Source organism: Deltaproteobacteria bacterium HGW-Deltaproteobacteria-6 (assembly GCA_002840435.1).
In the GTDB taxonomy this organism is placed as follows: domain Bacteria; phylum Desulfobacterota; class Syntrophia; order Syntrophales; family Smithellaceae; genus UBA8904.
The window spans coordinates 324069-336911 of the sequence record PHAT01000004.1; the positions used below are offsets into that span (position 1 = coordinate 324069).

The following is a 12843-nucleotide window of genomic DNA, read 5'->3' on the forward strand; positions in this document are numbered from 1 at the left end:
TATGCATCAACCGGATGAATACCAGATCATAACATACCAACAGGCTGCGGCTTTTGCAGCCTCGCATATTGCCACACGTCCGGACTTACAAGCCGGCACGGAATTCCCCCGGGATATCTGGCAAAAAATGGGTGAGGCCGGACTTTTTAAAATCGGGATCGCAAAAAAATACGGCGGAACGGGCGGCGGGTATCTTGACCTTTTGAAAGCGGGAGAAGCTTTTGTCCGAAGCGGCTGTAATCTCGGGCTTGGCTTATCCTGGCTCTTCCAGCAGATCATCGCTCATTATGTTGTCGGTTCGTTCGGCACACCACAGCAGCGGCGGCAATACCTGGGCGCGGCAGCCGAAGGAAAGGTCGTTTTTTCTTTTGCCGTCTCCGAACCGGGCCGCGGCGCTTCTCCTAAAACACTGACCACGCAGGCTAAAAAAATTAAAACCGGTTATGTGCTAGACGGTGAAAAAACCTATCTGACCAATGGCCCCATTGCGGATGTGTATATTGTTGTGGCCGTGACCGATGACACCGCTCCGCTGAAAAGTTTTACGGCGTTCATCGTGCCGCGCGATATGCAGGGCCTTACCGTAGCGCCGCCGATGCCCCTGAATTTTTTAAAACCATCGCCCCACGGCGGCATTCAACTGGACCATTGCCTTATCGGACAGAAATCCATTCTGGGAAAGAAAGGAAGCGCCTGGCAGGACATCGTCGTCCCCCTGGGCGAAATAGAAGATGCGGTGATGATGGGAACTGTTCTGGGAGGCATGGCCGCACAACTGGACCTGCTGACAGCCTCCATCCGGGAAAATTCCACGTCCGCAGACCGTGCCCTGTCAGGTGACTTAGGCGCCCTCAGCGCCTTTTGGCAAACGCTGCAAGCCATCGCCTATGAAGCTGCCGGCAGGCTTGATCAGGGCTGCGAATCCCCTCTTTCTCTGGGAATTACTTTCGCTCGTCTCGCCGCGGAATTTCGCACCGATATCGGTCTACTGTCCGAACGCTGGAAAATTCCCGTGCCGGACCAATACACTGATCTTCAGAGGGATATGGAATCGCTGGGAACACTGCAAAAAAGACGTCTGCAAATCCGTCAGGAAAAAATCGGCGCGGCGTTGCTGAAAATTTAAGTTGATTTGCCCAAGGTATATTCATTCATCACTCTTAGTTTATCGATGATGAATTGACGCACCATTTGCGCCGTCTCCTCCGGCGATAAATTTTCAAAAGCCGAATAAGGAATCTCTTCAAATATTTTGATATACATTTTCTGGATGCCGGTAAAGTTCATGCTGTATTTGGGAAGAGCCTTGTTGGTTCCGCTGATCACCACAGGAAGAATGGGCACTTTTTCCTTCAACGCCAGCTGAAAGGCGCCCAGCTTGAAAGCCTTGACTTCGCCGTCGGGAGAGCGCGTTCCTTCCGGAAACATGAAAATGGAGCTTCCCTCTTCCAGATGCATTTCACATTTCTGCAACATCTGCGCGACACTTTCCTTATCGCCGCGTTTCAGTTTAATGTAACGATTGAGCCTCATGTTCCAGCCGATCAGCGGCACACGGAATATCTCAATTTTGGACACCCACTTATAATGAAAGAAAAGCCGGAACGCGACCAAGATATCCAACTGCGACTGATGATTGGAAACAACCACATACGCCGCGTCTTTCCGGACATGCTCGCGCCCCTCGATGCGAATCCGCCAGGCAGGTATCATCCAGGTGTAAATCGACGCCCAGAAGCAGGTAAACAAATGCAAAAGCCGCAGACGCCGGTCAAAGGGATAAGTCACCAGGCGCAAAACAAGGGCGATAAAAAAAAGCGGAATGGACGTCAAAGCAATAAAAATAAGAATAACTGCACTTACTAAACGGTTCAGCATATCAAATCCCATTATTTACGTTTTTTTTAAACACTTAATTTTTGAAGTATAGAAAGAAGCAACGCCCGTGTCAATACAATTCATAAATACGCTTGACAGGGCCTATTGTCCTGCTATACAAACGTCACTAACATTAAGCGCACCATGGATCTATCTGCGGTTTTCCTCTATCCCCTGTGATATCAGCCAAGAACAGAGGCTGCAAAGGAGTCATCGTGAACATCCTGTTTGAACCGTTACAGATCAAAAAAATACCTTTACGCAACCGGTTTGTGCGGTCGGCCACCTATGACGGCATGGCCGAAACATCGGGCCATGTCTCGGCAGGCCAGCTTAAGCTGATTTCCGATCTGGCGGCAGGCGGCGTCGGCCTCATTGTTCATGCCATTACGTATGTTCACCCGTCAGGCCAGGTATCTGCTTTCATGAATTCCCTGGCGGACGATGAATTTATTCCCGGAATGCAAAATCTCACGAAAGCCGCGCATGAACACGGCGCGAAGATTGCCGTGCAGCTCTATCATGGCGGCCGGGAAGCGCGCTTTGTCAAGACCAGACACGAGCTGCCCCTTGCTCCATCCATAATTCCCGATGATCCTTACTGCAAGGGCAACTATCGGGAAATAACAGAAAATGAAATCAGGGAAATCATTGATGCTTTCGGCCGGGCCGCCCGCCGGGCAAAGGACGCCGGATTTGACGCCGTGCAGATTCACGGAGCGCACGGGTATCTATTCAGCCAGTTCCTTTCTCCTTTTACCAACAGAAGAACAGATGACTGGGGCGGCTCGCTTGCCAACCGTCTGCGTCTGCATCGGGAAGTTTACCGGGAAGTCCGCCGCAACGTGGGAGAAGACTATCCCGTGTTGATCAAGCTGGGAGTGGAAGACGGATTTGCCGGGGGGCTCACATTTGCCGAAGGAATACAGGCGGCGGAAATTCTGGCCGAAACCGGTTATGACGCCATGGAAATCAGCTCCGGCGTGCGGGGTGAAAAATACGAAGGCACGGAATACAGGACCAAAATCAACAAACCGGCAAGGGAAGGCTACTTCCGCAAAGAAGCGCGGGAAATTAAAAAACGGGTTACCGTCCCGGTCATGGCCGTAGGCGGCCTGAAGACCGTCGCCATGATGGAAGAGATGATTCGTCATCAGGAAGCCGATTTCATTTCGCTCTGCCGTCCGCTGATTTCAGAGCCCGGGTTGATTCGAGCCTGGGGCGAAGATCCGGAACGCAAACCGCGTTGCGTTTATTGCAACAAATGCCTGGAAGCAGCGCATCATGGCGTCCCCCTGTACTGCGTCGCTTTCAGTAAAAATAAAATCGTCCCTGCGAGACGGCAAAGTGAATAACGGGAGGACCCTATGAAAATCGATATTCGACAGGTCAAAACCATCGGACAGGGACTGCGGCGGCCCGAAGGCGTGATGGCACAGGATGACGGAAGCGTCCTTACGGCGGACGGGCTGGGACGCTGCGCGCGCATTGCAGCGGACGGCCGCACCACCTTTTTCGGCCGCCTGGGCGGCATACCCAACGGCATTTGCCTTGATCAGAAAGGCAACTGCATCGTCGCCAATATCGGCAACGGCGAAGTTCAATCGGTATCGCCTTCCGGCTCTCACACGGTTTTAATGACCGAGGCTGAAGGCAAAAGAATGTACACGCCCAACTTTCCCTTCCTTGATTTTTCCGGAAGACTATGGGTATCCAACTCTACGGACAATCCCGATATCGACGCCTCGCTTCAGTCGCCCGTCCCGGACGGATGCCTGGTTGTCATCGCGGAAGGCCTGCCGCCCCGGATCGTCGCAAACGGCATTTATTTCGCCAATGGCGTGGCGCTGGATGCGGAAGAAAAATTTGTCTATGTGGCCGAAACCATGCAGCGCCGAGTATTGCGTTATCGCATCAACCCGGAAAACAGTCTGGAGAAGGCGGAAGTTTACGGGCCGTCGTCCCTGGGCAAACTCGGCTTTCCCGACGGGATCGCCTTTGATGAAGCGGGCAACCTCTGGGTCACCTTCCCCATAGCCAATGCCCTCGGGTTCATCGATGCACGGGGCAGGCTGGAAATCTTTGTAGAGGACCCGGATGGCCTTGTAATCAATCGTCCGGCCAATATCTGTTTCGGAGGGCCGGACCGGCGGACCGCTTTTATCGGCTCTCTGGGCGGGACCAACGTTCCTTATTTTGAAGTTCCGTTTCCGGGTGTCCGGCTGGCGCATCAGAAATTATAAAGGCTGAAGGCCGAAGACAGAAGGCTGAAGAATAAAAAATCTGAAAGGAGAATATTTATGGAATACAAGAACATTATCGTATCAACCAAAGACTTTGTAACAACCATCACGCTCAATCGTCCACCAATGAATTCGGTGAACCTGGGGATTCGTGAAGAATTTTTCGACGCCGTAACCGCGATCGAAAAAAGCAAGGACACCCGTGCCGTCATTATCACGGGCGCCGGTGAAAAGGGTTTTTCCGCCGGCATGGATGTCTCCGACATCGCGAACATCACGAAGGGTCCCAACGGCAACGAAATCATGAATGCCATCTCGCGTTCCACCAAACCCTATATCGCGGCCATCAACGGTCACGCGCTGGGCGGCGGCTGTGAGACGGCTATTGCCTGCCACTTCCGCATCATGACGGACAACCCCAAGGCGTTCATCGGACTGCCGGAAGTCAACCTGGGCATTACCCCCGGATGGGGCGGCATTCAGAGACTGCCGAGGCTTCTGGGAAAATCCAAAGCGCTCGACATCATCCTCTTCAGCAAGAGGCTTTCCCCTGCGGAAGCGCTGGCCATCGGTCTGGTGGATAAAGTCGTCCCGGCGGCGGATTTAATCAATGAAGCGACAGCGCTGGCCACAGCGCTGGCCAAACGGCCGCCGCTTGCCGTGGCCGCGGTCCTCGACGGCATGAACGTGGGACTGGATAAGGGTTTTGACGCAGGATTGAAGCTGGATATTGAATGGTCGAATAAACTGGCCGCCAGCAAAGACGCCATGGAGGGAATCACTGCCTTCCTGGAAAAACGCGAACCAAACTTTATCGGCGAATAATTTTTAAAACAGGAGAGGCAGCGCCGTCCGGCGCTGCCTCTCCTCATTTTATCTCCCCATGCTTTACGCCATTGAACCACTTGTGCCCCGCAGAGGTACGAGTGCCATTCAGGGTATGAACCGCTGAGCCATTGAACCTCTGAACCCCTGAACCTATTTATCCCTTTTCTCCGCCCGGAGCCTGCCTGCGCGGATTTCACGGATGAAATCTTCTTCGTTGAGAATTTGATTTTCAAAGACGGTCACGTGGGAACCGATGTTCAGTATTTTATGGGCGTCGCTGCCGCCGGTGCCGGGAATCTTCAATTCATCCATCGCCTGCCGGACCTTTTTCATGGCCTGTTCGCTATGGTCAGGATGGCACAGCTCAATTGCGTCAAGCCGCAGTTTATAGACCATATCACCCGCCCCGTAGTAATGGGACCTGCCGCCGCGGGATAATTTATAAGGGTGCGCGGCAATGACAATGCCGCCTTCCCCATGGACCGTTTGAACCAGTTCAGCGGCGGAACATTTCTCGGTCAGACTGCGATTGATGCCAAAGACCAGAAATTCACCCTCGGAACGATTGGCGGAATTGAAGGTATTGATTTCCTGTCCGTTGATCAAAACAATGCCGCGACCGGCTGCTATTTTCCGCAATCCGCCGAATTCTTCATCCGGCCAGCGCATGCCGTGCTCAGTAACGGCAATGCCGTCGAGGCGCGCCGCCGCGGCCTGCTCTATGATCTCTTCATAATCAATAAAAGAACAGCCGGAATACCTGCGGGTATGAATGTGAATATCAAAAGTGCTCATCGTGCAGGGGTGACGGGAATCGTCGCTGATTTCATCTTTATTTTTTGTTGATCCATTTTACCTGAAACTCGATTTCTTCTTTTCTCCCTTCGCGTTCATGCTCCACGTTAAATATGGCCGAAGACGGAACTGATATTCTCTCTCCGGAAATGCTGATGGCGAAGCGTTTACCGTTTTCCAGCGCATCGGCCAGACGGCGAAGTTTGGCGGCAAATTCAGCGACGGGATAGGTCTTTTCCAAATCTCTTGATTTCTTTTTCATAAGGGCCTCCTTTAATTTAAAATATCCTCAGAAAAATATTTATGTCAAGCGGTTTGCGATCATTCCCCGCAAATCACGGCAGTCCCGGTGTGAGATACGCTTGCTGCGCCTCCGATAAAAATTAATAAAGCTAAATAGTCGAAATAGTGCCGATATGAAAACTTTCCGCCTGAAAAAGGAATATTTTATGGCTTTTGCTTCAAAAAATTGCTAAAAGGCTCAGGGTTATCAGTCAGTGGTTCTTTTTTTATTATTTTTTTAGTCAAAAAATCAAAAATTATAGGAGGAATAATCGTAGAAAATTAATCACAATTAGGACAGCGCGATATAGTTTGCTTCATTCACATCGTCTTAACACCAAACTTAGGAGGGAAGTTAATATGGCTGGAGAAGTATCTTATGCGTCAAAACCATGGTTGAAGTCTTACGACAAAGGTGTTCCTGAAAAAATTCAGTACGAAGAAATTTGCATGCCCGATATTCTGGATCGATCGGCGGCCAAATATCCGGACCGCATGGCTCTGAACTTTCAGGGCTACACCATGAACTATAAAGCTCTCAAAGATATGGTAGACCGTTTCGCTACCTACCTTGCCGGCATCGGCATTAAAAAAGGCGACGCCGTCGCCATTATTCTGCCCAACATGATTCCCTGCGTAGTAGCCTATTACGCCACCCACAGACTGGGCGCTATCGTTGTTTTAAATAACCCGACCTATTCCGACCGCGAGCTTGAACATCAGCTCAACGATTCCGGATCAAAAGTCCTGATCACCATCGATCTTCTGGCAAACCGGATGATCGACTTAAGACCCAAAACAAAAGTTAAGCAAATTATTGTTACGTCGATTGGCGACTATCTGCCGTTTCCGGTCAATCTTTTATTCCCGTTGGTCGGCAAAAAGAAGGGTTTATTGCCGGCGGCGCCCATGAAACAGGCGAACGACGTATTTAAATGGAAGGATTGTATCGCGAGCTCACAACCCAATCCCCCCAAGGCGAAATTATCTTTCGCTGACACCGCCATGTATCAGTATACCGGCGGCACCACCGGTGTTTCCAAGGGGGTTATCCTGACCCACGGCAACATCAGCAAACAGGTGCAGCAGATCAGCGCCTGGTTCCCGAAGTTCATCGGCACTTATAACATCAACCTGGGCGCCCTGCCCTTCTTCCACGTTTTCGGCATGTCCTGCGCGATGAATTTTTCCATTTATCAGGCATGGGGAGATGTTTTGATTCCCAAACCGCAGCCGCCGCAGCTGCTGGAAGCCATCAGCAAATTCAAACCAAACTTCGGCGCGCTGGTTCCCACTATGTTTATCGGCATGTTGAATCATCCGGATATGAAAAAGACGGATGTAAAATGCTTTAAAGGTTTCTTCTCCGGCAGCGCTCCCCTCCCGGTGGAAGTCATTCATGATTTCGAAAAAGCGGCGGGATCGGTCATTGTGGAAGGCTTCGGCATGACGGAAACCACGCCCGTAACCCATACCAACCCGTTTGAAGGCGTCCGGAAAATCGGCTCGATCGGCCTGCCCATTTCGGACACGGAATGCCGGATTGTCGATCTGGACAAAGGCGAAGTCGACATGCCCATCGGCGAACCGGGCGAACTGATTATCCGCGGCCCGCAGGTGACCAAGGGCTATCTCAATCAGCCTCAGGAAACGGCCAGTCTCTTGCGTGACGGCTGGTGCTACACAGGCGACATCGCCACGATGGATCAGGACGGATACTTCTATATCGTCGATCGTAAGAAGGATATGATCATCACCGGTGGATTCAATGTTTATCCCAGAGATGTGGATGAAGCTTACTACGAACATCCCAAAGTTCTGGAAGCCTGTTCTATCGGCATCCCCGACGCGAAGAGAGGCGAAAACATCAAGTTGTTTGTTGTCCTGAAAGAAGGTGAAACGGCAACTGCCGAAGAACTGATTGAATACGGCAAGACAAAGCTGGCCACCTACAAGCTGCCGTCGGAAATTGAATTCCGCAAGGAACTGCCGAAATCCACGGTCGGCAAAATTCTGCGTAAGGAATTGAGAGCCGAAGAAATGGCCAAAAGGAAAAAATAACCACCCGGTAAAGCAATAAACACAACAAAAGGCCGGCGCTCTTCAGAAAGAGCGCCGGCCTTTATTTTTTATCATTCATGCCCGAAACAGTCCTGACCATCCTGAACGAATCGGATTATGGCGCCGGTTTTATTTAACGCAAAGCACCGGGCAGCTTGATTCCAGAATAATATACTGGGCATTGGACCCGAAAAACAGCTTACCGACCTTGGATTTTTTCTCGATGCCGATGACGATTTCGTCCATTTGCCTGTCTTTTGCAAATTCGACAATATCTTCTCCGGGCGTTAAACCGCGCACCAGAATATGCGTTTCGCAGGCGATGCCTTCGGCCTCCATTGTCTGTTTGACAAGGGCCAGGCGTTTTTCCACCTTATCCAATTCCGTGCGTTCTTTTTCCGTTACCCGTTCCATGGAACTGGCAATATAAAGAGTAGCATTAAATGCCTTGGCTTGCTTCTTGGCAACTTCAAGGGCTGATTTATCAACGTCTAGTTCACCTGCATATGCGACTAATATTTTCATCTTTTCTCCCCCGCCTTCAGTGTTTAGTGTTGATCTTTATGTCCATGCTCTACTTCACTCCGATATCCGACTATAGATAAAACCGCCATTGATGTCAATTAGTTTCTCGCCGGATTTGGCTCAAATTATCTTGACACAGGGCGATCATCTTCATATACTCCTTCGCTAATTATCATGCTTTTCAAACCAAGAAAACAGGCAAAAAATAATTTTGCTCATTTTTCGCTGTGATATGAGATCGAAAACGACATCAGGTTTTGTTCATATGAAAAAAACTATATCAAAAGTCGTAAAAAAAGCTCCCCTGAAAACAAAAGCGTTCCGGCAAATGGATGATATTTACCGGAACCTGGTTGAAGCCACAAGTGATTCCATTTATATGGTGGACAAAGAGTGCCGCTATCTTTACGTGAACCCCAAACACTGCTCAAGGATCGGTTTACAACCGGATGAACTGATCGGCAAAAACTACGGCGAGTTGCATTCGCCCGAAGAAACAAACGTTTTTGCCTCCAACGTGGCGGATATCTTTAAATCGGGCCAATCATTTCAGCGCCGTTATGTGAGTCAAAGAGACGGAGGAGAGTTCCTGCGCACATTCAGTCCGGTGAAGGAATCTTCGAACGACGGAAAAATCATTGCTGCTTCCATCATTTCCAAAAATATCATGGAATGGAAGCTGGCGGAACAGCTGTACGCCACCCTGGCGGAGAAATCACCCATCGGCATTTTTATTGTTCAGAACAAACGCTTTTGCTGGTCCAATCAGCGGTTTCTCGACAATACGGGATATACGGCGGATGACATTACCGGCGCCGATTCCCTGTTTATGGTTCATCCGGACGACCGGGAACATGTAAAGGTTTGCGCCCTGGCAATGATGCGCGGAGAAACTGTTTTTCCTTATGAGTATCGCGTTGTCACTAAAAAAGGCGATATTTTATGGTACATGGGAACCGTTACCTCTATTGAATATAAATATCAGAAGGCCACTCTGGGCTGCCAGATGGACATTTCCCTTCAGAAACGCGCTGAAGACGCCTTAAAACAAAGTGAAGAACGCTCGCAAACCATCATTGATTCCATTACCGACGCTTACTATGAAGTCGATTTGAGAGGCAATCTTCTGCTGTTCAACGAAGCCTTCCTGCAATTGTTCGGATACCGGCAGGAGGAAATGCTGGGAATCCCTTACAAACGATATGTGGATAAAAAGAATTCCGATATCGCCTTTCGGGCCTTCTCACAGGTTTATAAAACGGGAAAACCTCTCAACAAAATGGAATGGGATATCATCCACAAGAGCGGAGAGGTCAGGCAGGTGGAATTGTCCGTCAGCCTTGCCCGCAACGCCGCCGGCAAGCCCAAGGGATTCCGGGGCATCATGAGCGATATTACCGCAAGGCGCAAAGCGGAGGAAGGCATCCGCCGGCAGGCCTTCCATGATTCCTTAACCAATCTTGCCAACCGGATCCTTTTTACCGACCGCCTGAACATGGCCATCAAAAGAGCCAAGCGCAGCCAGAAAATGGTCGCGATCATGGTTCTCGATCTGGATTATTTCAAGGATGTCAATGACCGGTGGGGTCACGCTGCGGGCGATCTGCTGTTAAAAGAAGTCGCCGACAGACTGGCGGACAAAGTGAGGGACACGGACACGGTTGCCCGCCAGGGCGGCGATGAGTTCTCCGTCGCCCTTTCGTCTTTAAACAATTTTGATGAAGCCCGTCAGGTCGCCGAAAAAATCGTGTCTTCTTTTTATCAGCCTTTTCATCTGGATGCCATTGATGCCTACGTGACGGCAAGTCTGGGCATTGCCATGTATCCGGACCATGGCGACAACATTGACAGCCTGATTAACAAAGCGGATAAAGCCATGTATGAAGCAAAAAATACAGGGCGGAACCGTTTTTGTTTTTACAAAAATAATTCCTGAAAAGAATCTTACCGGACATGGCGGCGAGGCGGCGCGGTCATCCGCCGTAAAATGCCGCGGCATCAGGAAGAAAGGAATGTCACCCCATGAAAATTGTCGTCTTAAACGGCAGCCCCAAAGGCGAACTCAGTGTCACACTCCAGTATGTCCGCTTTGCCGCCCGGAAATTTCCCGATCATGCTTTTGAAATATTTCATGTCGCGCAAACCATCGGCAAACTCGAAAAAGACGAAAAGGCGTTGGGTGACATCCTCGAAGCCGTAAAAAAAGCCGACGCGGTCTTATGGTCCTTTCCCCTGTATTTTCTGCTGGTGTGTTCGCAATACAAGCGGTTCATTGAACTGATCTTTGAAAAGAAACAGGAGGCGGCCTTTGCCGGCAAATACACGGCATCTCTTTCCACATCGGTTCACTTCTTCGATCATACGGCGCACAACTACATTCATTCGATCTGCGACGATCTGGGCATGAAATATCTGGGCGCGTATTCGCCCGCCATGTACGACCTGATGAAAAGGGCGGAGCGCACCCGCTGGCTCGGGTTCATGGGACTTTTCCTTGATGCCGTTTCCCGCCTTGCTCCCGCAGCCCGGGTCTATCCGCCGCTTGCGGCGCAAAAATTCGTTTACAAACCGGGGCCGGCAAAGGGCCTCGCGGACGCCACGGGGAAAAAGATTCTCATCATGAAAGACGGCCGGAAACCATCCGGCAACATCGACGCGATGGTTGAGGCGCTTGCCGCGAATTTCCGCAGCCCCGTCGAGGTGGTCAACCTCATGGACATCGATATCAAAGGCGGCTGCCTGGGATGCTGCAAATGCGGTCTGGACAATGTCTGCGAGTACGACGGCAAGGACGGCTATAAAGATTTCTACAACGAAAAAGTAAAAAAGGCGGATATGGTCGTATTCGCGGGCGCGATCTTCGACCGTTATCTCTCCTCGCGCTGGAAGACCTACTTCGACCGTTCATTTTTCAACACGCATATGCCGACGCTCACAGGCAAGCAGATCGCTTTTCTGATTTCCGGGCCTCTGGGACAGATTCCCAATCTGCGCCAGATTCTCAACACCTACGGGGAATTTCAGGAAGCCAATCTGGCCTCCATCATCACGGACGAATCCGGGGATTCGGGCGAGATTGACGCGCTGCTGACGGAGCTTGCAGTCTCCCTGGTCCGCCCCGCCGCGCAGCATTACGCGCCGCCCATGACGTTTCTGGGCGTCGGCGGCCGGAAAATTTTCCGCGACGAGGTTTACGGCATGCTGCGCTTTGTATTTCAGGCCGATCACCGCTACTACAAAACACACGGGCTCTATGATTTTCCGCAGAAAAACTACAAAGCAAGGCGCATGAACGCCTTCATGATGCTGATGACGAAGATTCCATCCGTGAAGAAGAAGTTCTTGAAAGTCCTCAAAGTGCAGATGGTAAAACCGGTCAAATTCATTGCCGAAAACAAATAAGACAACCTCTCAGAGGACCTGCTGATGAACAAGCAAGATATCCTGCAACTTGCCGATCAGAATCTGGCGGAATCTGTCCGGGAAATGGCGCGGTGGAATAGTACCGGTGAGATTTTCGAACAGCATGATCTGCTGCTGACCTGCGGCGCCGACTGGTCTCCGGCGACAAATTTTGCAATTTGCCTGAACAACCGGCAGGGCCGATCCGGCTCGGACTTGTTCAACCGGATCAAATCTTTTTATGCGGAGAGAAAATCGGGTTTTAGCATTCATATCCGCAAGCATGCGGATGCGGAGCTGGAAAGCATTTTAAAACAGGAAAATTTCTACCTGATAGCCGATGCGCCGGGCATGATGATCGATAAACCGTTTCCCGATAAAAGGCTGCCGGAAGAAATTGAAATCCGGCATGTCACGGAAGAATCAGGCGTTGTCGATTTTTCTTCCGTCACCATACAAAGCTTCCAAAGCCTTGGTCTGCCGCCGGAAACAGGCGCTAAAATATTTGCGTCTCCCGAAAGACTGCTCAAGCCTTTTCACGACATCGTTGTTGCCTATGACAAAGATCAACCGGTTTCAGCCGCCATGCTCATTTACTCCCACGCCATAGCGGGCATTTACTGGGTGGGAACCGTCCCCGGCGCCCGGGGCAAAGGCCTGGCCTGCGCATGCGTCAGTGCTATAGTCAACGATGCATTGCAACGGGGCGCGCCGTTTGTTGCTCTCCAGGCCAGCAAATTCGGCGCACCGGTTTACCGGCGCATGGGCTTTACGGAATTTACCCGTTATCCATGGTACATGTATTTTAAAAAATAATGGAGCCGACAAC

Annotated in this window: 12 protein-coding genes; 8 read left to right on the forward strand and 4 right to left on the reverse strand. The window is 50.8% G+C overall.

The window, feature by feature from the left end:
* Position 1 precedes the first annotated feature (1 nt).
* Positions 2-1126, forward strand: a complete 1125-nt coding sequence (locus CVU71_09825) for a hypothetical protein (GenBank protein ID PKN19068.1) — start codon at positions 2-4, stop codon at positions 1124-1126.
* Here the strand turns inward: CVU71_09825 and CVU71_09830 are convergent.
* Complete coding sequence (locus CVU71_09830) at positions 1123-1878, reverse strand: 1-acyl-sn-glycerol-3-phosphate acyltransferase (protein PKN19069.1); 756 nt, start codon at positions 1876-1878, stop codon at positions 1123-1125. The genes CVU71_09825 and CVU71_09830 overlap by 4 nt on opposite strands.
* Before the next feature lie 152 nt (positions 1879-2030).
* On the opposite strand from CVU71_09830, the gene CVU71_09835 reads away from it, so the two are divergent.
* Genes CVU71_09835 through CVU71_09845 form a run of 3 tightly spaced genes read left to right on the forward strand, consistent with a single transcriptional unit; the run spans position 2031 to position 4946 of the window.
* The gene (locus CVU71_09835; protein ID PKN19070.1) at positions 2031-3233 is read left to right on the forward strand and encodes a hypothetical protein; all 1203 of its coding nucleotides are present in this window, start codon (positions 2031-2033) and stop codon (positions 3231-3233) included.
* A gap of 12 nt (positions 3234-3245) precedes the next feature.
* Positions 3246-4121: a hypothetical protein gene (locus tag CVU71_09840; GenBank protein ID PKN19071.1), complete on the forward strand. Its 876-nt coding sequence runs from the start codon at positions 3246-3248 to the stop codon at positions 4119-4121.
* Positions 4122-4178: 57 nt separating this feature from the next.
* On the forward strand, positions 4179-4946 hold the full coding sequence (locus tag CVU71_09845; GenBank protein ID PKN19072.1) for an enoyl-CoA hydratase: 768 nt from the start codon (positions 4179-4181) through the stop codon (positions 4944-4946).
* A 153-nt stretch (positions 4947-5099) separates the two neighbouring features.
* On the opposite strand, the gene CVU71_09850 is transcribed toward CVU71_09845, so the two are convergent.
* Positions 5100-5744 (reverse strand): hypothetical protein, encoded by a 645-nt coding sequence (locus CVU71_09850; protein ID PKN19073.1) that lies wholly within the window; start codon positions 5742-5744, stop codon positions 5100-5102.
* A 37-nt stretch (positions 5745-5781) separates the two neighbouring features.
* Entirely contained in the window at positions 5782-6006 is a 225-nt protein-coding gene (locus tag CVU71_09855) for an amphi-Trp domain-containing protein (GenBank protein PKN19074.1), read from the reverse strand.
* Positions 6007-6386: 380 nt separating this feature from the next.
* On the opposite strand from CVU71_09855, the gene CVU71_09860 reads away from it, so the two are divergent.
* Positions 6387-8087: a long-chain fatty acid--CoA ligase gene (locus CVU71_09860; GenBank protein PKN19075.1), complete on the forward strand. Its 1701-nt coding sequence runs from the start codon at positions 6387-6389 to the stop codon at positions 8085-8087.
* 129 nt (positions 8088-8216) lie between these two features.
* On the opposite strand, the gene CVU71_09865 is transcribed toward CVU71_09860, so the two are convergent.
* Entirely contained in the window at positions 8217-8612 is a 396-nt protein-coding gene (locus CVU71_09865; protein PKN19076.1) for a universal stress protein, read from the reverse strand.
* A gap of 211 nt (positions 8613-8823) precedes the next feature.
* On the opposite strand from CVU71_09865, the gene CVU71_09870 reads away from it, so the two are divergent.
* From CVU71_09870 to CVU71_09880, 3 genes are all read left to right on the forward strand, one after another.
* The gene (locus CVU71_09870; GenBank protein PKN19077.1) at positions 8824-10548 is read left to right on the forward strand and encodes a hypothetical protein; all 1725 of its coding nucleotides are present in this window, start codon (positions 8824-8826) and stop codon (positions 10546-10548) included.
* 86 nt (positions 10549-10634) lie between these two features.
* Positions 10635-12014: a hypothetical protein gene (locus CVU71_09875; protein PKN19078.1), complete on the forward strand. Its 1380-nt coding sequence runs from the start codon at positions 10635-10637 to the stop codon at positions 12012-12014.
* Positions 12015-12038: 24 nt separating this feature from the next.
* On the forward strand, positions 12039-12830 hold the full coding sequence (locus CVU71_09880; GenBank protein ID PKN19079.1) for a hypothetical protein: 792 nt from the start codon (positions 12039-12041) through the stop codon (positions 12828-12830).
* Positions 12831-12843 lie beyond the last annotated feature (13 nt).